Genomic DNA, 19,285 nt, shown 5'->3' with positions numbered 1-19,285 from the left:
CCGGCAGGCAGATGAGGCGGACGACCGGTGTTTCTCGGACGTCACCAACACAATCTGGACGAAAAGGGCCGACTCGCCCTGCCAGCGAAGTACCGCGAGGAGCTGCAGGACGGAGTCGTCGTCACACGCGGCTTCGACCGATGCCTGCTTGTCTATCCGATGGCAGCCTGGATCCCACTGGCCGAGCGTGTATCAGCGTTGTCGATTGGCGATCCGGATGGCAGAGTTCTACGCCGCATGCTCTTCGCGAACGCGGTCGACGTTCAGCTCGATCGCCAGGGACGCATCCTGGTTCCAGCCGAGTTGCGGGTCCATGCGGAGCTGGAGCGTGAGGCGATCGTCGCAGGTATGCATGCGTTCCTCGAGATCTGGTCGCCCGCGAAGTGGGCGGAGCAGGATGAGCTGGTCGAGCGCGATGGGGCGTCGATTGCCGAACGGCTGGCGGCGCTGGTCTGATAACTGAGCCGTGGTTCCGTTGCAGGCGGGATGCGGTGATGAAGCATGGTCGTGAACGAACAAGAGCCTGAGAACGCCCAGCCCATCGTGGCCGGGGCAAAAGTGCATGTTGCGCCGCCGGTTGATGTGACAGAAAGTCACATCAGCGTCCTCGCCGACGAAGCGATCGACTCGCTGGCTGTGCGCCCGGGAGGGGTCTACATCGACGGCACATTCGGCGCTGGCGGCCACGCCCGGCGGATCGCCGAGCGGGTCGGGCCGGATGGCTGCGTCATCTGCATCGACCGCGACCCGGACGTCGAGCGGTACTTCGGCGCTCTGGTTGCCGATTTCCCCGAACGCGCCATCTTCGTTATCGACAGTTACGCCAACATGACAGCGATCGTCCACCGGCTCGGGCTCGACGGGATCGACGGCGTTCTGCTCGATCTCGGGTTGTCGTCGATGCAGCTCGGCGAAGCCGGACGAGGGTTCAGCTTTCAGGCCGAGGGGCCGCTCGATATGCGCTTCGACCAGAGCCGTGGTGGCTCGGCCTCGGATCTGATCGCCACGGCGAGCGAGTTCGAGCTGGCTCGGATCCTGTTTGAGTATGGTGAGGAGCGTCAATCCCGCCGGATCGCCCGCGCCATCGTCACTGCGCGCGAGCGCCAGTCGATTGAGACGACGACGCAGTTGGCCGCGCTTGTCGAACGCACGATCGGCCGCCGGCCAGGCGCGCGGATACACCCCGCCACCCGAACCTTTCAGGCATTGCGCATCGCCGTCAATGATGAGCTCGGCGAGGTCGAGCGTGGCGTCAAGGCGGCAATCGACCTGCTGCGCCCGGGTGGACGCATGGCGGTGATCTCGTTCCATTCTCTGGAGGATCGCATCGTCAAGCGCGCGTTCGCGGAGGCTTCACGCGGCTGCATCTGTCCTCGCGAGACGCCAGTCTGTGTCTGCGGCCGCGTCCCGCTCGTCCGGCACGTCGGCAAAGGGGTTCGGCCGAGTGAGGCCGAGGTTGCCCGCAACCCGCGGGCGCGCAGCGCACGGCTGCGCGTTGTGGAGCGCCTGCCGTGAGTGGATCGCGCCAGACGACAGGCTGGCCGGCGCTGGACGGTGAAACCGCCGAGACGCCGGTGATCCCCGCGATCGAACGCCCGTCGCCGGTGACGACGGTTGCGCCGCGGCGGCTCAACAACGCGATGATGTTCGTTCTGATCGTCCTGACGATCTCGGTCGTCGGGCTCCTGTACCTGGTTCAGACCAGCCATGTCGCGGGCCTTGGCTATGAGGTGAGCCGGCTGGAGCGCCAGCGGATGGATGTCGCGCTGGAGAATCAACGGCTGACCTATGAGATTGCGCGGCGCCAGTCACTCCCCGCGATTGAGAAGATGGCGCTCGACGATCTGCATATGCAGCCGATGGACGCGCATGTCTACCTGACAGTTCCCGCGCCCGCCAGCGAGCAGCTCAAGCTGCCGTCGCCGCAGGAAGGGCGCACCCGGTCTCTCGGTGAGCGTCTCTGGGACCGGCTGACCGGCGAGGCCGAAGCGAATCACCCGATCGAGATAACGCCATGAACCAGCCACACGTCAAGCCACACAGCCGGATCATGGTGCTGTTCTCGGTCTTCATTCTGTTGATGGCGTTGATCGGCTATCGCGTCGTCGCCGTCCAGGTTGTTCGATCGAGCGAGTTCAGCCGCTGGGCGGTCGCCGAGCGGATGCAGCAGGACATCGTCCCGGCGCGCCGCGGCGAGATCTACGATAGCCATGGTGTCCGGCTAGCGACGAACATGCCGGCCGCCCGCGTATCCGCGATCGTCGATCAGATTCCCGACCGTGCGCTTGCCGCCCAGCAGCTTGCGCCGCTGATCGGGCGAACGCCGGCCGACGTGCTTGACGCGCTGAACCAGAAGGATATCGAGTGGGTCGTGCTCGCTCGGAATCTCTCGCCCGAGGATGGCGACAAGGTGCGGGCGTTGAACCTGCCTGGCATCGTTCTCGATGCTGAACCGAGCCGGGTCTACCCGTTCGGCGATTTCGCGGGCCAGCTGCTTGGCTTCACGAACAACGCGATGGCCGGCAACTACGGGGTCGAGGGGCAGTATGACTCCCTCCTGGGTGGAACTCCGGGCAAGCTCATCGGAGAGCGCGATGGCCAGGGCAACGTCATCGCCCTGACCCAGTCCACCTGGGATCCGCCTGTCGATGGCTCGGACGTGACGCTGACGATCGATAGCGCTGTCCAGGAGGCGATCGAGGTCATCCTGCGTCAGACGATCAAGGAGCAGCGCGCGATCGGCGGCACGATCATCGTGCAGGACCCGAACACCGGAGCCATTCTCGGGATGGCCAGCGCGCCGAGCTTCGATCCGAACGCCTTCGTAGACGTCAAGAACGCATCCACCTTCCTCAACCCGGCCATCTCTGCTGTCTATGAGCCGGGATCGACGTTCAAGTCGGTCGTCATGGCGATCGGCATCGACAGTGGCGCGGTGACTCCTGACAGCACGCACAATGACGAGCCGGGGTACGTGGAGCTGCCGGACGGCAGCCGGATCACGAACTTCGAAGGCGCGGTCTGGGGCACCGAGACGATGACCGAGGTCCTGCAGCGGTCGTCCAACCTTGGCGCCATCTATGTTGCCGAGAAGACCGGCCGCGAGCGGTTCTACGATGGCATCCAGGCGTTTGGCTTTGGAACACCGACCGGCGTTGATCTGCAGGGCGAGGAACAGGGTATTCTGACGCTGCCCGGCGAGATGGGCTGGAATGACGCGCTCTACGCGACGAACTCCTTTGGGCAGGGAATCGCCTGCACGCCGCTTCAGCTCGTGAACGCCTTTTCCGCGATCGTCAACGGTGGCCGGCTGATGACACCCTATGTCGTCAGCGAGGTTCATTCTGCGAACGGGACGACAGTGACCCAGCCTCAGGTCGTCCGACAGGTGATTTCCGAGACGTCGTCGTCGACAATGCGGACAATGCTCGAGAGCGTCGTCGATCATCCGAACAGCCTCTATCCGACTGTCCCGGGCTATCGGATCGGCGCGAAGACCGGGACGGCTCAGGTTCCGTCGCCGGCCGGAGGCTATATCGACAACGCGACGATCGCATCGATCATCGGCTTCGGCCCGGTCGAGCACCCGCGCTTCAGCGTGTTGGTCAAGATCGACTGGCCGAAGGAGGAGGGCACGGGGCTCCAGGTCAGCGGACCCGTCCTCCAGAAGGTGTTCGAGCAGCTCTTCCTGCTCTATGGGATTCCACCGGATGATCTGGAGGCGGCGCCGTGATTCGCGTGCACGACATCCTTGCTGGGACACACGGTCGATTGTTCGGCAGTATCTCGCGGAATGATCTGCTGGCACGAGTCGTCCACGACTCGCGTGACGTCGATAAGGGGGATCTCTTCATCGCCCTGAAGGGGGAGCGGACGGACGGTCATCGGTTCGTGCCGGATGCGCTCGAGGCGGGCGCTGGCGCGGTGATGGTGGACGAGAGCTGGTTTCGGCGCTTCGACCTGGGCGATCTGCCGGTCATTGTCGTGCCGGACACGCTCGTGGCGCTACAGTCGCTGGCCGCCTACTGGCGGTCGCTCTTCAGCGAAGCCCGGGTGATCGGTATCACGGGTAGTATCGGCAAGTCGAGCACCAAGGAGGTGATCTCGGCCGTCCTTGCGCAGCGCTACGAAGTAACGCGCAGCCGAAAGAGCTTCAACAACGAGATCGGCCTGCCGCTATCGGTGCTGGAGATGACGCCGGACACGGATGTCGTTGTGCTGGAGATGGGCGGCGCCTATGCCTTCGGCGAGATCGGCCATCTCGCTCAGATCGCCCGGCCGACGATCGGCGTCGTCACGAATGTGTCGCACTCGCACCTTGGCCGGATGGGCTCTCTCGACGCGATCGCGAAGACCAAGACCGAGCTCGTAGAGGCGCTGCCGGCCGACGGGCTCGCAGTGCTGAATATCGACGACCGGCGTGTCCGCGCCATGGCGGAGCGAGCGAAGTGCCGCGTCGTCTACTACGGCACCGACCCTGCCGCTGATTACTACGCGACTGAGCTGGAGAGCCACGGGATCGAGGGCATCTCGTTCACCTTGCACCACGGCGATGTCCAGAGTTACGTGAGCGTGCCGCTCATGGGGCGACATAGCGTCCACATGGCGCTGGTGGGTGTGGCGATCGGGACGGAGCTCGGGCTCTCGCTGGCCGACATCCTGCGCGGCTTTCAGGCGCCGGATATCCAGCTCCGGCTGCTGCTTCTGCCGGGTGTCAATGGCTCGACCGTGCTCGATGACAGCTACAACGCCAACCCCGCCTCCTGCGTCGCCGCATTGAACCTGTTGGCCGAGCTGGACGCGACCAGGCGAGTCGCTGTATTTGGCGATATGTACGAGTTGGGGACATATGAGGAGGAAGGCCACCGACGAGTCGGCGGTCGTGCCGCCGAGACAGTGGACGCGCTCTATACGATGGGACCGCTGGCTCGATTGATCGCGGCCGAAGCCGTCAAGGCGCGACCAGACCTGCCGGTCGAGATGTTCGACGACAAGCGCGCGCTCGAAGACGCGCTGCGGCGCGATCTGCGTCCGGGTGACCTGGTCCTCATCAAGGGATCGCGAGGGTTGGAGCTGGAGACGCTGGTGTCGGCGCTTCGCAACCAGATGGCTGAGGAAACGGATTGACGATGCCGACGTATGCCATCGAGCTGGTGCGCGCGATAGAGGATCATGTGGTCCACAACTCGCTGCTTCCGCTCGATCCTCTCGACAATCTGGCTATTTCACTTGCGCTGGCAGGGGTCGCCTTCATGTTGTCCGTCGCGATCGGACGCCCGTGCATCGACTTCCTCCGGGCGCGTGGGATCGGCAAGCAGATCCGGATCGAAGGTCCCGAAGGGCATATGACCAAGACCGGCACGCCAACGATGGGCGGGGTTATCTTCATCTCGACGGTCGTCATTCTGACGATCGTCTTCAATCTGATCGGCCGGCTTTCGATGTTGTTGCCTCTCGGAGTGCTGATCGGAACCGCCATCCTCGGAGGGATCGACGATCGGCTCAATCTCGTCGGCGGCCAGAGGACGGGGCTGACGGCGCGCTTCAAGATGATCTGGTTGCTGCTTTTCGCCGGTATCGGCGCGCTCGTGCTGTACTACCCTCTGGGTCTGCACAGCATCTATGTGCCGTTCATCGGCCGGTATGAGATCGGGTTGTTCTATATCCCGATCGCAATTCTCGTTATCTCCGGCACAGCCAACGCGGTGAATCTCACCGACGGGCTGGATACGCTGGCCGGCGGAACGGCCGCGGTGGCCTTCACCGCCTACGGGATCATCGCGTTTCTCCAGGGGCAAGTGCAGGTAGTGACCTTCTGCTTCATGATGGTCGGCGCCCTGTTTGGATTCCTCTGGTTCAACGCGCACCCCGCGCAAGTGTTCATGGGAGACACCGGTTCGCTGGCCCTCGGCGCGTCATTGGCGACTGTCGCGTTCATGACCGGCCAGTGGCTTCTGCTGCCGGTCGTTGGCGCGGTGTTCTTCGCCGAGACTGCTTCGGTGATGCTGCAGGTCGCCTATTTCAAGCGCACGCACGGCAAGCGTCTATTTCGCATGACGCCGCTTCACCACCATTTCGAATTGCTCGGCTGGAGCGAGACACAGGTGACCTTGCGCTTCTGGTTGATCGGCATGATGGCCGGCCTCCTCGGCGTTGCGCTGGCGGTCGGAGGGCCAGTATGAGGCAGAAGCCGCTGGCGCTCGCCGGCCGGCGAGTGCTGCTGATCGGCCTCGGCGGTCGCCAGGGTGGGGTCGGTGTTGCCCGCTATCTTGTCGAGCAGGGCGCCGAGGTACGCGTCACCGACTTGCGCAACGCGGAGCAGCTCGCGCCGTCGCTGGCCGACCTGGCCGGGCTTCCAATCGGTTGGACCCTCGGCGCTCACCGGGAAGAGGACATCGCCTGGGCCGATGTCGTCGTCCGCAATCCGGCTGTGCCGGCCGAATCTCCGTGGCTGGCGCTGGCCCGTTCGCTGGGCAAGCCGGTCGAGATGGAGATGACCCTTTTCTTCCGCGCCTGTCCCGCGCCGATTGTTGGTGTCACCGGCACCAAGGGGAAGACGACGACAACGACGCTCCTCCACGCGATGCTCCGTCAGCATTGGCCCGGATCAGTGCTGGCCGGCAATATGGGTGTCTCCGCGCTCCAGCAGCTTCCCCATCTGGAAACCGGCGTGCCGGTCGCAATCGAGCTGTCCTCGTTTCAGCTTGAGGGTCTCGACGAGCACCGACTTTCGCCGCACGTCGCTGTTCTGACCAACCTGTCGCCAGACCATCTCGATCGCTACTCCAGCTTCGACGACTATGCGAAGTCGAAATCGGCGATATTCCGCTGGCAGACGCCGCGAGTCGACTATGTTGTCTTTGATCCCGGTGATCCTCGCGTCAAGGCATTGACGGCGGACGCGCCTGGCCAATGGGTGCTGTTTGGCTCGGGGTACGGTCACGGACTGAAGCCCGATGTCTGGGTGGAGGATGGTCACTTCTGGGCAGCCTGGGAGCACGAGCCAGTTGATCTCGGCCCCGTTTCTGCGCTGCGCGTCCCTGGTCAGCATCTGTGGCTGAATGCGATGGCGGCCGCCGCCGCGGCGCTGGCGGTCGGCGTGTCGGCCAGGGAGATCCGGCAGGCGATCGCCGCATTCGCCGGCGTGCCACACCGGCTGGAGCCGGTGACGACGGTCGGCGGGGTCGAGTTTGTCAACGACACTGCCGCCACCGCTCCGGCGGCTGCTATCGCCGCCCTGCGCGCCTTCGCCGGCCGTGGGATCGTCGTGATCTCCGGCGGGTTTGATAAGAAGCTGCCGATGGAGGACGTTGCCGACGAGCTGGCCCGCTCGGCGCGTCACATTGTGCTGCTCGCCGGGACGGTGACACCGACGCTGGAGCGACTGCTGGCCGAGCGCGCGGTGCATCCTGCCGGCGCGCCTGCAAGCTCAATGCAGGAGGCGGTCGACCGAGCGGCGTCGCTGGCCGAGCCCGGCGATATCGTCCTGCTGTCGCCTGGTTGCGCCAGCTTCGGCCTCTTTCGCGATGAGTTCCACCGGGGCGAGGAGTTTCGCGCCGCGGTGCAGCGGCTGGAACGGGACGCTCAATGATGAGGCGACGTCCTGCTTCGGCGGCCGCGGCGCGGCCACGGTATCACGACCCTGACTGGTGGCTCTTCGCGGTGCTGGCAACGCTAGTCATGTTCGGCACCGTGATGATCTTTTCCGCGACATTCCCCGACACTGCCAGCACCGGCGGTGTCGGTCAGTACAGCGTCCTCGCCCGCCAGATCATCTACGTTCTGATCGGCACGGCAGGATTGCTGGTCGCGATGCAGGTGGACTATCACCGCTACGCGCGCTGGTCGCTCGTCGGGATGGTCGCAATTCTGTTCGTCCTGGCCGCTCTCGTCTTCGTCCCTGGCGTCGGCGCTGAGGTGTACGGGGCGAAGGCATGGATATTCGTCGGGCCGATCTCGATCCAGCCGAGCGAGATGGCCAAGCTGGCGATGATTCTGTATATGGCAGCCTGGTTTGCCGGCAAGGGAGGCAAAGTCCGCTCGGTCTCGTCGGGTCTGGCGCAATTCTGCGTCGTCCTGGGGTTGTTGATCGGGCTGCTGATGCTCGAACCGGATCTGGGCACGGCGTCGCTGGTGGCGACAATCGGCGTGGCGATGTTTTTCGTCGCCGGGGCCGCGCCCATCCAGTTCGCGGCGCTGCTGATCGCCGGGGCCGCTGGCTTCCTGGCAATGGCGCTCAGCGCCTCGTACCGACGCGACCGGCTGTTGTTGTTTCTCAACCCCGACTCCGATTTGCAGAATCTGGGTTGGCAACTGTTTCAGGCGCGACTGGCGCTCGGGTCCGGCGGGCTTTTCGGCGTTGGGTTGGGCGCCAGCCGGCAGAAGTTCTCCTGGCTACCGGCGGCGCACAACGACGCGATCTTCGCTGTCATCGGCGAGGAGCTGGGGTTGGTCGGCGCGGTCGTCGTCGTTGGCCTGTTCATCATCCTCGCCTACCACGGCTACCGGATCGCCATGCGTGCGCCGGACACGTTCGGAACGCTGATTGCGGTCGGTATTACAACCTGGATTGCGTTCCAGGCGGCATACAACATCGGCGGCGTCACGCTGGCGATTCCGTTCACCGGGATCCCACTGCCGTTCATTTCGGCCGGCGGCTCGTCACTCGTCGTTGCGATGACCGCCGTTGGCGTGCTGCTCAACATCTCGCGCCAGACGCTTTCCGAGGCAGAGCTTCGTCCAGTCAGCGTCGCGCAACCCGACACGCGTCCCGAACCAGCCATCGTGACACAGCCAGCCTATCGACCCCATCCATCCCGCCCGAGCCATCGCCGGACACCGCGTCGCCAACCGTCGGAGCGGCGCCCGGCCGAATCGCTGTCGCCTGGCCCGCGATCCGAGTGGTCGGAGCCGTGGTCGTGAGCGGATTCGATCTCGGCGATCTGCGCCTCCCTGACCCGCCGGCCCGGTTGCACATGATCGGGATCGGCGGAGTTGGCGTCAGCGGGCTGGCCCGGATGCTGGCCAGGCGTGGCTATACCTTGACTGGCTCTGATCTGAATGACTCGCCAACCGTCCGCGATCTGCGTTCGGAAGGCATCCCCGTTGCCGTCGGCCACGACGCGGCTAACGTCGGTGACGCCGAGCTGGTTGTGATGACCGCGGCGCTGCGGCCGGAAAATCCGGAGCTCATCGAGGCGACACGACGGGGTATCCGCGTCGTCAAGCGCGCCGCGGTGCTTGGTCTGCTCGCCAACCCGGCGGTGTGCCTGGCCGTGTCTGGTTCACATGGCAAGTCCACTACATCGGGGATGGCCGCGCTGGCGCTTGAGCGGGCCGGCCTGGATCCGTCATTCGCCGTCGGAGCGACCGTTCGAGAGCTCGGCACGAACGCACGATCGGGCGCCGGCCCGCACTTCGTCGTCGAAGCCGATGAGTACGACTATTCGTTCCTCTGGCTTCGACCCCGTGTTGCGATCGTCACCAATATCGAGCACGATCACCCGGATATCTTCCCCGATCTCGACGCCGTGCTGCATGCTTTCGAACGCTTCGCTGCCGGTATCCAACACGGCGGGACGCTGGTGTTGCCGGCCGAGGACGCGGGCAGTCACGCCCTCTACGATCGGCTTGAGCGAGGCGGATACGACCGGAAGATCATCACGTTCGGCGAGCATGATGGCGATTGGCGGGTGAACCGCAGCGAGTCGGGCGCGACTGTCTCCGGGCCGGCCGGGCAGGTGTTCGAGTTGCGGCTCGCGGTGCCAGGCAGGCACAATCTTCTGAATGCGTTGGCGGTGTTGGCGGCGGCCGACGGGCTTGGGGTTGATGCTACCCGGCTGGTTGCCGGACTCGATTCGTTTGGCGGTGTCAGTCGCCGGTTCGAGATCCTGCGCGACGACGATCTTACGGTCGTCAGCGATTACGCGCATCACCCCACCGAGGTGGCAGCGACGATCGCCGCGGCGCGGGAGCGCTATCCGGGGCGGCGAATTGTCGCCATCTTCCAGCCGCACACGTACTCTCGCACCCGCGCGCTGCTCGTCGAGTTCGCGTCCGCGCTCGATGCGGCGGACATAGTCGTGCTGGCCGAGATCTACCCGGCGCGGGAGGTGGATTCGCTCGGCGTCGCATCGGCGGATATCGCCGTCCGGATGCAGCGTCAGCCGTCCGTTGTGGACCAGGCGAGTGACGCCGCGCACAGCACGCGCGCGCTGCTGCAGCCAGGCGATGTCGTCCTGGTGATGGGAGCGGGCGACATCTATCAGGCGGCCGAGGCGCTTGCTGGCGACGATACGCCGGAAGACTGAGTCACTACTGGCGGGCAGGCCGGCGGTGGTGGCGGAAGGCAGGACCATAATCATGAGCGGACGAACGCGCGCGGCGAGCGTGCCCCCGATCGAGGTGTCCGAGCAGGACGCGACGATCAAGATCCAGCCACAGGCACGGACCGACCTCTACAACACATTTCGGGTCGGAGGGCCGGCTGATTATCTCGTCCGGGCAGGAACGGCAGACGAGATCGGCCTCGCGTTACGCTGGGCGGGAGAGCACGGTCTACCGGTCACTATCTTCGGTGGCGGATCGAACCAGCTGGTCAGCGATCGTGGCATCCGTGGGTTGGTTGTGCTGGTCCGCCGGCCCGGCAAGGATGCCGAGGCCGGTCTTGAGGTGCTGGAGGAGGACGACAAGAGCGTTCTCGTCCGCGTGCCAGCGTCGGCGCCGTCGAGCTGGTTTGGCCGGACTGCCGCAGAGCGCGGCTGGGCAGGACTCGCCTGGCTGGTCGGGCTGCCGGGGAATGTCGGCGGCGCGGTTGTCAACAACGCCGGGGCGCACGGCGGCGAGATCTCGGACTTCCTCGTGTCGGTCCGGGTCGTTGGCGAGGACGGTGTGCTGGTCGAGCACGATCGCGACTGGCTTCAGCCACGCTATCGTGGCACCCGGCTGAAGTATCCCGCGCACAGAGAGACGATCGTTGTCGTGGACGCGACGTTCCGGTTTGCCAAGCGTTCGGCGGTCGAGCTACTGGCAGAGGCGGACGAGTACGCTGAGTATCGTCATCGCACGCAGCCAACCGGCGCGTGCGCCGGGTCGATCTTCAAGAACCCGGACGGAGACTATTCCGGAAGGCTGATCGAGCAAGCCGGCCTGAAGGGCGCGCGAGTGGGCGGCGCGACGGTATCGACCATGCATGCCAATTTCATCGTCAACGATGAGAAGGGCACCGCGGCCGATATCATCGAGCTGATCCGCCTCGTCCAGGACGAGGTCGAGCGCCAGACCGGCATCCGGCTTGATCCGGAAGTCGAACGAACAGGAGACTGGTCATGACCGGCCGCCGTCGCGTCAGAGTCGGGGTTGTCTTCGGCGGCCGGTCTGGCGAGCACGACGTCTCGTTGCGCTCGGCGCAGACAGTGATGAGTGCGCTTGAGGCGGCCGGCCACCAGGTGGTGCCGATCGGCGTCACCCGCCAGGGGGCGTGGCTGACCAGCGGCGACCCGATGGGTGAGCTTCAGGCCCAGTCGCCACTATTCGCGCTGACGGACGACGGTCGTTCGCGCGGCTCGGTGCTGGATGAGGTCGAGGAGCTTTCGCTGCGGGCTCGCGGTTCGGCCGAGGTGGCGGTGATCCCGGCTGAAAACTGGGCAGGCAGCTTCGACGTGATCTTCCCGGTGTTGCATGGCCCGATGGGTGAGGATGGCGCCGTCCAGGGTCTGTTCGAGCTGGCCGGCCTGCCCTATGTCGGGGCCGGCGTGATGGCTTCGGCCGTTGCGATGGACAAGGCGATCTCCAAGCAGGTGCTCGCGCATGCCGGCATTCCGCAGACTCCGTGGTTGGCGGTGCTCCGCAAAGAGTGGGATCGGTTCCCGGAGTCTGTCGTTGCCGACGTCGAACGTGAGCTGGGCTACCCATGCTTCGTCAAGCCTGCCAACCTGGGGTCGAGTGTCGGCGTCACCAAGGCGCACAGCGCCAGCGAGCTGCCGGCGGCGATGGCCGAGGCCGGCCGGCATGACCGCAAGATCGTGATCGAGAAGGGGGTTGACGCCCGCGAGCTGGAAGTGTCCGTTCTTGGCAACGATGAGCCGACCGCGTCGACCGTCGGTGAGGTTGTCCCCGGCCACGAGTTCTATGACTACGAGGACAAGTATGTCGACGACTCCTCGCAGTTGATCATCCCGGCGATGATCCCTGATGAGGTGGCCGAAGAGGTCCGCGGACTGGCAATACGCGCGTTCCGCACGCTCGACTGTGCAGGGATGGCCCGCGTGGATTTCTTCCTCGAGCGGCAGACGAATCGGGTGCTGCTCAATGAGATCAACACGATCCCGGGCTTCACCGCGATCAGCATGTACCCCAAGCTCTGGGAAGCAAGCGGGATCCCGCTGCCGGATCTGGTGGAGCGGCTGATCGGGCTGGCGATCGAGCGCCACGAGGAGCTACGAGGCGGTGGCTGAGCCACGCTCGTCCGCTGGAGCACTGCCCGCGTCGAGCATCGCGAGTGGCCGGCGCCGGCATGGCGGCGGCGTCGCGCGCTCGGGTCGTATTCCAGCCGGTGTCATCGTTGTTGCATGCGGCATCTTGCTCTACGGCTTTCTGTTCTCCGGCGATTTCCTGGTCGCGTCGGTTGTGGTGCGTGGCACGAGCCTCGGGGATCCGGCCGAAGTGGCGACCGTCGCCGATGCGATTGGTGAGCCGATCTTCAGCATCGACGCCAGCCAGGCCGCTGGGAGGGTCGCCCGGCTGCCCTACGTCGAGCGGGTTACCGTTCGCACCAGCTTCCCGGATAAGGTGACGATCACCGTCGTCGAGCGCCAACCAGTGCTTGCCTGGCAGGCCGGCGGGCAGGTCTGGCTGGTCGACACGCGTGGTCATATCCTCACAGGGTCCGCGCCCGTGCCGGATGGTGTCCCGACCATTGTCAGCGAGATGGACGCGCCAGCGGTGGGAGGCACGCTCGACCCTGCGATCGTCGCAGCGGGAGTTGCTGCTACCCAGATGCTCGGGACGGTCTCGACCGAGGTGCGCTGGACTCGGGACGATGGCCTCGTCGCCACGCTGCGCGACGGGCGGCACGTCATCCTGGGATCGCCCGACCGGATGCCAATGAAGCTGGCTGTTTACCAGACCGTCGTCGGTAGCGGCGCAGCCTGGCAACTACTGGACTTGCGCGAACCCGACCGTCCGTATTATAAGTAGATGCAGAGTGTACGTACAGTGTGGTACAGTGGTTGAGAGCAGTCTCATGTTGAGTTTCGTAGGGTCGCGGGTGGGGTACGATCGAAATCACCGTCAGGCGATGAGGAGCGGACGCTCGCGCAGGCCGCGACGAGACGAATGACCGGAGTAGCAGCCGTGCCTGACCAGTTCATCGTCGGTATCGACATTGGCGCGAGCAAGCTCTGCTCGGCTGTGGCGCTCCGCGATCGCGATGGCGGCGTGCGCTACGTCGGTCACGGCAGCACCTCGTCTGGCGGTTTGCGCGCCGGCGAAATCGCCGACCCGGAGGCGTTGGGCGGCGCGTTGAAGCGCGCGGTCGAGGAGGCACGCTATCTCATCGGCGTTAGCGTCGAGGATATCGTGGCGACGGTGTCAGGCGCTCGGGTCGAGACGCTCGAGCGGATGGGCGGGGTCGAGCTGAACGCTGGTCGGCCGATCGAGGCGCGCGATATTCGTCGGGCGATCGAGGACGCGCGCGGACGTGACGCGGGTGGCTGGTCGACGATCCATCGCGTCGTTCGCGCCTTCGCGATCGATGGCGAGCCGGTCGACGATCCCTCTGGTCGCGTCGGACGCCGGCTGGACGTCTGGATGCGAGATTTTGCCGTTCCGACTCAGCTGACCGAGGGGTTGCGGCGGGCCGCCGATATTGCCGGGATTCGCGTACATACACTCGTCCCGACTGGCGTTGCCGTCGTTGCGGCCGTTTCGTCGCAATCAGAGCGCGAGGCCGGCGTTGCCGTTGTCGATATCGGCAGCGCCTCGACCGACATCGCGGTCTATCTCAACGGTGAGCTCCAGCATCTGGCATCGATCCCGCTCGGCGGTCACCACATCACGGCCGACGTCGCGTCGATCCTGCAGATCCCGGTGGAGGAAGCCGATCGTCTGAAGCGCGAGCACGGCGCGATCAGCGAGGATGTCGACGAAGAGCTGATCGACTGGACACCGAAAACCATCGCGGCGCTGCAGCGCCAGGCGAAGTACGGGACGATACCCGGGTTCGCGGTGCGGTCGATCGTCGCCGCGCGCACGGTTCAGATCATCGACAAGGTGAAGGAGACGCTCGACGCGCTGGACGACACGGGCCGCCTTCCGGCCGGCGTGATCCTGACCGGCGGCACTGCGCAGCTGATCGGCATCATCGACATCACCCGGGCGATCCTCGGCACGACGGCCCGCGCAGGTCAGGTGCTGCCAGGGCGCGGATTCCCGAGCATCGCTGACCCGGGAGTGAGCGCCGCGGTCGGGCTTATCCGCTACGTGTCTGGCCGGTCGGTCGGGCCAACGCCGACGCGCCAGCGCAGCCCGGCGGCGGCTGGGTTCGTTCATCCGCTGGTGATGAACCCATTCGCGCGACACGATACAATTGACGTAATGCGACAACGACCGCGGTCGAATGACAGCGGCCAACGAGACTGGGGCCGGATCTTCAGAGACTGGGTTCGCGAGTTTGTCCCGGTCAGCCCCGACGACTAGCGACACATAATACCAGCGCTGGTGCGCTGTTTGGGTTCGTGGCCTGACGGAGTGGCAGGGTAACCCGGAGGGAAATCACATGTTTGACGGGCATGGGGACGAGTACACGGCAAACTTCGCGAGGATCAAGGTTGTTGGTGTTGGTGGCGGTGGCGGGAATGCGATCAATCGCATGATCGACTCCGGAGTCGACGGGGTCGAATTCGTCGCGATCAATACCGACGCCCAGATGCTGATCAACTCCAACGCGCCGATAACGCTGCGTATCGGGGACAAGCTGACCAAAGGGCTCGGCGCGGGCGGCCGGCCGGAAATCGGCGAACGCGCGGCCGAGGAGAGCCTGGAGACGCTGGCGGAGGTCATTCGCGGCGCAGACATGGTATTCATCACCGCCGGCATGGGTGGTGGCACCGGCAGTGGCGCATCACCGATCGTTGCCAAGCTCGCCCGCGAATCCGGCGCGCTCACCGTTGGTGTCGTGACCAAGCCGTTCGATTTTGAGGGCGCCAAGCGCCGCCGTGTCGCAGATGAGTCGATCGCGGCCCTTCGCGAGCACGTCGACGCGTTGATCACGATCCCCAACGAACGATTGATGCAGATGGTCGATCCGAAAACCCCATTCTCCGAGGCGTTCCGCATCGCGGACGACGTGCTCCGGCAGGGTATTCAGGGAATCTCGGATCTGATCGTCAAGCCGGGAATGATCAACCTCGACTTCGCCGACGTGAAGACGATCATGCGCGACGCCGGTTCTGCGTTGATGGCAATTGGCCACGGCAGTGGCGACAACCGGACGACAGACGCCGCGCGGATGGCGATCGAGAGCCCGCTGCTGGAGATGAGCATCGACGGCGCTACTGGCGTGCTCTACAACATTGCCGCCAGCAGCGATCTGACGATCGCCGAGGTTGGCGAGGCTGCGGAGATCATCCGCTCGGCGGCTGATGACGATGCCGAGATCATCTTCGGCACGTCGATCGACGAATCTCTGGGTCGCGACATCACGATCACACTCATTGCAACCGGCTTCCAGGGAGCGCGGCCGACCCGCCAGCGCCCTCGCGAGGAACGTTCAGAGCGATCGGAGCGACGCTCGCAGCGCGCGATCGAGGGCAGCGCGCCGCCGCGGACTCCGGTGTTGCCAGATGATGAGTGGGCGGAGCCTGCGATCCTGCGGTTCCTCCGCGAACGTCAATAGCAACGGATACGACTTCATGCGAGGCGGGGCGATGCTGCGTCGGGCCAGGGCCGCGGCAGGTTGTCCCGTTTCGTCGTCAGGCGGCGAGGAGGGGTCATGAGATGTCCATATTGTGGGAAGCCCGACTCGCGCGTCGTTGACTCGCGGGATGTCCGCGATGGCGAGTCGATTCGACGTCGTCGAGAGTGCGTCGTCTGTGGCCGTCGATTCACGACCTACGAGACGGTCGAAGCGCGCGAGCTGGTCGTTGTCAAGCGTGATGGGCGTCGTGAGCCATTCAGCCAGCGCAAGCTGACGGACAAGCTCCTGATCGCGTTGACCAAGCGACCCGTGCCGATGACTGAGGTCGAGCGAATCGTGCGCGAGATCGAGACCGAGCTGATCGACCGGAACGCCAGCGAAGTGTCGAGCACCGATATCGGCGAGCTCGTGCTCGTCAAGCTCAAGGAGCTTGACCAGATTGCCTACATCCGGTTCGCGTCGGTCTATCGCGAGTTCCGCGATCTGGACGACTGGCGCCGAGAGATGGCGACGCTGGACGAGACGAGGCGCGCGAGCGACGCACCTTCCTCGTAGCAGCGAATCCCCGCTGTGTTGTCCCAGATCGATCCCGGACACTCATCGTGCGCGACGAAGCAGGGAGGGCCGATGGCGCTCGTGAGGCCGGTGCTGATTACGAGGAACGGACTCGACGCCCCGCGCGTTCGGGTTGACTGGATCGATCTCGAAGCCACCACCTTCGGGGCCCAGAATGCGACGGACGATGATCTGCGGGTAGTCGGGCCGGCCGGCTGGCAGATCGAACCCGTCGGGCCCGGCCACTGGCGCGCGCGCGCCAATCGGGTGAGAGTCGGCCAGAACGCCGAGTTCCGTCTGGTGGACACTCGCGATACTGTCCGCGGGTCGGTTCGTGTGCCGTTGACTTTCGACCTCCGCAGCTCATTCGACATCCGACAGCATGCGTTTTCTCTGCCCAACAGCCCTGGCGCTCTCGGGGACGTCGAGCCCGACCGACAGATCTTCGACCAGACCTACGCGCCGATGCCGGACTTCGCAGCTCGGCTGCTCTTTGAGGGCCTGTACTCGGCTATCGTGTTTATCCGCTCCGTTGCTCCGACAGGCGGTCTTTGTACCGGGATGGCGCGCTGGGCCATCGCCCGTGGGCAGGGGCAAGAGCCGGCTCCGCCGACGCAGGCAGCCGCGCTGGAGCGGATCGCGGTCTATCATGGCCGGCAGCTTCTTGATCGGTCGTTGCTAGCAGCCGCCGGCTGGTTCCTTCGCGCCTCGCCACGGGCGGCTTTCTTCGCCGTCCGCGACGACCTGCTGCGCGCTGGAACAACCGACCGAGCGCTCGACATCGGAGTTCCGAAGCCTTGGCGGCGCGATGTGGCGACTGCCCTCGTCGAGCAGGGACACACCGTCGTCCCGTACCACCTCGTCCAGGAGAGCGATGAGCGAGGCTGGATCGCAGTGTACGACCCAAACCGCCCGGATCTGATCGATGCTGGTGAGCCGCGGATCATCGAGTTCGATCTGCGGCGCAACCGATACAGCTACGGCGCCCTTGTGTCGATGGAGCAAGACAACGTCGGGATGATTGCTATCCGGCAACGGGAATATATGAGCCGGGGGACGGCCATATTCGCGACCGTTGCGTCGGCGCTATTCGCTCGACATCGTGAGCGGGGGGGCTAACGCAAACAGAATGCGCTGCCCGGGCCGAAGAACCCGGGCAGCGTGATGAGACAGATGTCGCGATCGCGTCCTAGAGGTGCGGTTCGACCTTCTCGAGGATGCGTGGCTTCGGGTATGCGCCAACGATCTTCTCGACCGGCTGGCCGTTCTTGTAGAGGATCATTGTCGGGATCGAGCTGATCCCCAACTGCGCGGCCATCTGATTGTTCTCGTCGATATTGACCTTGGCGATCTTCAGCTTGCCGTCCTTCTCGCTGGCGATCTCCTCGAGGATCGGACCAACGACGCGGCAAGGGCCGCACCAGGCTGCCCAGAAATCGACCAGGACGGGGGTATCGGCGTTGATCACTTCATCGGCAAACGTCGAATCGGTGACATCCACAGGCTTGGACATGAACTCATTCCTCCTAGCAACATGAGCGAGCGCGTATCGAGCGCTCATCGTATTCTAACGCAGCGCCGACGCCATGATCTCGCCCGATGAGGCTCTGCTATACTCGCCAGCCATGACGGCCTCTTCGCGCGTGGGATTTGACGCGCTTTTCTTCGAGCAACCGATGACCGGCGCCGGACAGTACGCCACCCACCTGTGGCGGGCGTTGAATGACGGCGAGCTGGGTATCGAGCCCGTGCTGCTCGCGCCGTCCGACACGGTGGTTGAGAGCGCGTCAACTCCGTCCGACCATGTCACCCACGGCCGGATGCCTGGGAGTCGCCTCCCGGCCAAGGCGCGAAAGCTCTACTGGGAGCAGGCCGGCCTGCCTGCGGCGACCCGTCGCTCCGGTGTGCGGCTGGTGCACGTTCCGTATCTTTCTGCGCCGTTGCTCCAACGCGTCCCACATGTCGTCACCGTCCACGACGTTATCCCACTGGCGATCCCGGAGTATGGCGGATCACGTCAGATGCGCGGATACCTGCGGCTCGTTGGCCGGGCCGTCCGTCGCGCGGCGTTGATCCTCACTGACTCCGAGTATTCGAGATCGGATATCGTCGCCAGGCTTGGTATCGATCCAGACCGCATCCGTGTCACGCTGCTGGCTGCTCACGAGGGCATGACCCCCGCTCGGACACCCGACGACGAGGCTGCGGTCGACGAGACGCTCGCGCGGCTCGGGATCTCGCGACCGTTCGTGCTCAACGTTGGCGGCTACGATGTTCGGAAGCAGCTCCCGGCGCTGGTCCATGGCTTCTCTCTCGCGCTACCGTCGCTTCCGGACGGTTGCTCGCTGGTCATCGCCGGCCGGCCACACACCGATAACACCCTCCTCTATCCGTCACTCGATGGGCCGATCGATGCGCTTGGGCTGCGAAGACAGGTAGTCCGGACCGGATTCATCAGCGAATCGGATAAAATCAACCTGTACCGATCTTGTGCGGTCTTCGCGTTCACATCTGCCTACGAGGGGTTCGGGCTGAATCCACTGGAGGCGATGTCGTGCGGCGCGCCAGTTGTCTGCTCAAACCGCACGAGCCTGCCAGAGGTCGTCGGCAATGCCGGCCTGCTGATCGATCCGGAGCCGGAGGTGATCGGCCGGGCGTTGGTCGCTGTCTGCGGAGACCCGGCGTTGCGGGCTGACCTCGCGGCACGATCGCTTCGGCAAGCCGCGCGTTTTTCCTGGCAGCGAACCGCCGAGCAAACGGCGAACGCCTATCGAGAAGTGCTGGACGGGGGTAACCGCTGCGCGTTCTGATGGT

18 protein-coding genes are annotated in these 19,285 nt (G+C 65.0%); 17 read left to right on the top strand and 1 reads right to left on the bottom strand.

What is annotated here, in order from left to right; translation table 11 throughout:
• The first annotated feature begins 27 nt into the window (after positions 1-27).
• From mraZ to V9F06_09110, 16 genes are all read left to right on the top strand, one after another.
• The gene (gene mraZ / locus V9F06_09185) at positions 28-456 is read left to right on the top strand and encodes a division/cell wall cluster transcriptional repressor MraZ (GenBank protein MEI2617790.1); all 429 of its coding nucleotides are present in this window, start codon (positions 28-30) and stop codon (positions 454-456) included.
• 51 nt (positions 457-507) lie between these two features.
• Positions 508-1,515: a 16S rRNA (cytosine(1402)-N(4))-methyltransferase RsmH gene (rsmH, locus tag V9F06_09180; protein ID MEI2617789.1), complete on the top strand. Its 1,008-nt coding sequence runs from the start codon at positions 508-510 to the stop codon at positions 1,513-1,515.
• Positions 1,512-2,018, top strand: a complete 507-nt coding sequence (locus V9F06_09175) for a hypothetical protein (protein MEI2617788.1) — start codon at positions 1,512-1,514, stop codon at positions 2,016-2,018. The genes rsmH and V9F06_09175 overlap by 4 nt, the downstream gene beginning before the upstream one ends.
• Positions 2,015-3,733 (top strand): penicillin-binding protein 2, encoded by a 1,719-nt coding sequence (locus V9F06_09170; GenBank protein MEI2617787.1) that lies wholly within the window; start codon positions 2,015-2,017, stop codon positions 3,731-3,733. Before V9F06_09175 ends, V9F06_09170 begins: the two co-directional genes overlap by 4 nt.
• Positions 3,730-5,127: a UDP-N-acetylmuramoyl-tripeptide--D-alanyl-D-alanine ligase gene (gene murF / locus V9F06_09165; GenBank protein MEI2617786.1), complete on the top strand. Its 1,398-nt coding sequence runs from the start codon at positions 3,730-3,732 to the stop codon at positions 5,125-5,127. Before V9F06_09170 ends, murF begins: the two co-directional genes overlap by 4 nt.
• Positions 5,128-5,129: 2 nt before the next feature.
• Positions 5,130-6,182 carry a phospho-N-acetylmuramoyl-pentapeptide-transferase gene (gene mraY, locus V9F06_09160; protein ID MEI2617785.1) on the top strand — a complete coding sequence of 351 codons (1,053 nt, stop codon included), beginning with the start codon at positions 5,130-5,132 and terminating at the stop codon, positions 6,180-6,182.
• A complete protein-coding gene (gene murD / locus V9F06_09155) occupies positions 6,179-7,591 on the top strand; it encodes a UDP-N-acetylmuramoyl-L-alanine--D-glutamate ligase (protein MEI2617784.1) in 1,413 nt (470 codons plus the stop codon). Before mraY ends, murD begins: the two co-directional genes overlap by 4 nt.
• Positions 7,591-8,922, top strand: a complete 1,332-nt coding sequence (ftsW, locus tag V9F06_09150; protein MEI2617783.1) for a putative lipid II flippase FtsW — start codon at positions 7,591-7,593, stop codon at positions 8,920-8,922. Before murD ends, ftsW begins: the two co-directional genes overlap by 1 nt.
• Positions 8,919-10,310 carry a UDP-N-acetylmuramate--L-alanine ligase gene (murC, locus tag V9F06_09145; protein MEI2617782.1) on the top strand — a complete coding sequence of 464 codons (1,392 nt, stop codon included), beginning with the start codon at positions 8,919-8,921 and terminating at the stop codon, positions 10,308-10,310. The genes ftsW and murC overlap by 4 nt, the downstream gene beginning before the upstream one ends.
• 52 nt (positions 10,311-10,362) lie before the next feature.
• Positions 10,363-11,331 (top strand): UDP-N-acetylmuramate dehydrogenase, encoded by a 969-nt coding sequence (murB, locus tag V9F06_09140; GenBank protein ID MEI2617781.1) that lies wholly within the window; start codon positions 10,363-10,365, stop codon positions 11,329-11,331.
• On the top strand, positions 11,328-12,455 hold the full coding sequence (locus V9F06_09135) for a D-alanine--D-alanine ligase family protein (protein MEI2617780.1): 1,128 nt from the start codon (positions 11,328-11,330) through the stop codon (positions 12,453-12,455). Before murB ends, V9F06_09135 begins: the two co-directional genes overlap by 4 nt.
• Complete coding sequence (locus tag V9F06_09130; GenBank protein MEI2617779.1) at positions 12,448-13,197, top strand: FtsQ-type POTRA domain-containing protein; 750 nt, start codon at positions 12,448-12,450, stop codon at positions 13,195-13,197. Before V9F06_09135 ends, V9F06_09130 begins: the two co-directional genes overlap by 8 nt.
• A 138-nt stretch (positions 13,198-13,335) precedes the next feature.
• On the top strand, positions 13,336-14,697 hold the full coding sequence (gene ftsA, locus V9F06_09125) for a cell division protein FtsA (GenBank protein MEI2617778.1): 1,362 nt from the start codon (positions 13,336-13,338) through the stop codon (positions 14,695-14,697).
• 79 nt (positions 14,698-14,776) lie between these two features.
• Complete coding sequence (ftsZ, locus tag V9F06_09120) at positions 14,777-15,895, top strand: cell division protein FtsZ (GenBank protein ID MEI2617777.1); 1,119 nt, start codon at positions 14,777-14,779, stop codon at positions 15,893-15,895.
• Positions 15,896-15,991: 96 nt separating this feature from the next.
• Positions 15,992-16,471: a transcriptional regulator NrdR gene (gene nrdR, locus V9F06_09115; protein MEI2617776.1), complete on the top strand. Its 480-nt coding sequence runs from the start codon at positions 15,992-15,994 to the stop codon at positions 16,469-16,471.
• Positions 16,472-16,543: 72 nt separating this feature from the next.
• The gene (locus tag V9F06_09110; GenBank protein MEI2617775.1) at positions 16,544-17,590 is read left to right on the top strand and encodes a hypothetical protein; all 1,047 of its coding nucleotides are present in this window, start codon (positions 16,544-16,546) and stop codon (positions 17,588-17,590) included.
• A gap of 70 nt (positions 17,591-17,660) precedes the next feature.
• Here V9F06_09110 and trxA read toward each other — a convergent pair whose 3' ends face one another.
• A complete protein-coding gene (gene trxA, locus V9F06_09105) occupies positions 17,661-17,984 on the bottom strand; it encodes a thioredoxin (GenBank protein MEI2617774.1) in 324 nt (107 codons plus the stop codon).
• Between the two features lie 163 nt (positions 17,985-18,147).
• Between trxA and V9F06_09100 the strand changes: the two genes are divergently transcribed.
• Entirely contained in the window at positions 18,148-19,281 is a 1,134-nt protein-coding gene (locus V9F06_09100; protein MEI2617773.1) for a glycosyltransferase family 1 protein, read from the top strand.
• Positions 19,282-19,285 lie beyond the last annotated feature (4 nt).

The sequence above is a fragment of the Thermomicrobiales bacterium genome (assembly GCA_037045155.1).
In the GTDB taxonomy this organism is placed as follows: Bacteria; Chloroflexota; Chloroflexia; order Thermomicrobiales; family CFX8; genus JAMLIA01.
The sequence above is the reverse complement of the archived record's forward strand: the minus strand, read 5'-3'. Positions and strand labels throughout refer to the sequence as shown.

Coding starts and splice junctions, on each gene's coding strand:
- V9F06_09170 (MEI2617787.1), top strand. CDS start 2,015: ATGAACCAGCCACACGTCAAGCCACACAGCCGGATCATGGTGCTGTTC.
- mraY (MEI2617785.1), top strand. CDS start 5,130: ATGCCGACGTATGCCATCGAGCTGGTGCGCGCGATAGAGGATCATGTG.
- murD (MEI2617784.1), top strand. CDS start 6,179: ATGAGGCAGAAGCCGCTGGCGCTCGCCGGCCGGCGAGTGCTGCTGATC.
- ftsW (MEI2617783.1), top strand. CDS start 7,591: ATGAGGCGACGTCCTGCTTCGGCGGCCGCGGCGCGGCCACGGTATCAC.
- murB (MEI2617781.1), top strand. CDS start 10,363: ATGAGCGGACGAACGCGCGCGGCGAGCGTGCCCCCGATCGAGGTGTCC.
- V9F06_09135 (MEI2617780.1), top strand. CDS start 11,328: ATGACCGGCCGCCGTCGCGTCAGAGTCGGGGTTGTCTTCGGCGGCCGG.
- ftsA (MEI2617778.1), top strand. CDS start 13,336: ATGACCGGAGTAGCAGCCGTGCCTGACCAGTTCATCGTCGGTATCGAC.
- ftsZ (MEI2617777.1), top strand. CDS start 14,777: ATGTTTGACGGGCATGGGGACGAGTACACGGCAAACTTCGCGAGGATC.
- nrdR (MEI2617776.1), top strand. CDS start 15,992: ATGAGATGTCCATATTGTGGGAAGCCCGACTCGCGCGTCGTTGACTCG.
- V9F06_09110 (MEI2617775.1), top strand. CDS start 16,544: ATGGCGCTCGTGAGGCCGGTGCTGATTACGAGGAACGGACTCGACGCC.
- trxA (MEI2617774.1), bottom strand. CDS start 17,984: ATGTCCAAGCCTGTGGATGTCACCGATTCGACGTTTGCCGATGAAGTG.
- V9F06_09100 (MEI2617773.1), top strand. CDS start 18,148: ATGACCGGCGCCGGACAGTACGCCACCCACCTGTGGCGGGCGTTGAAT.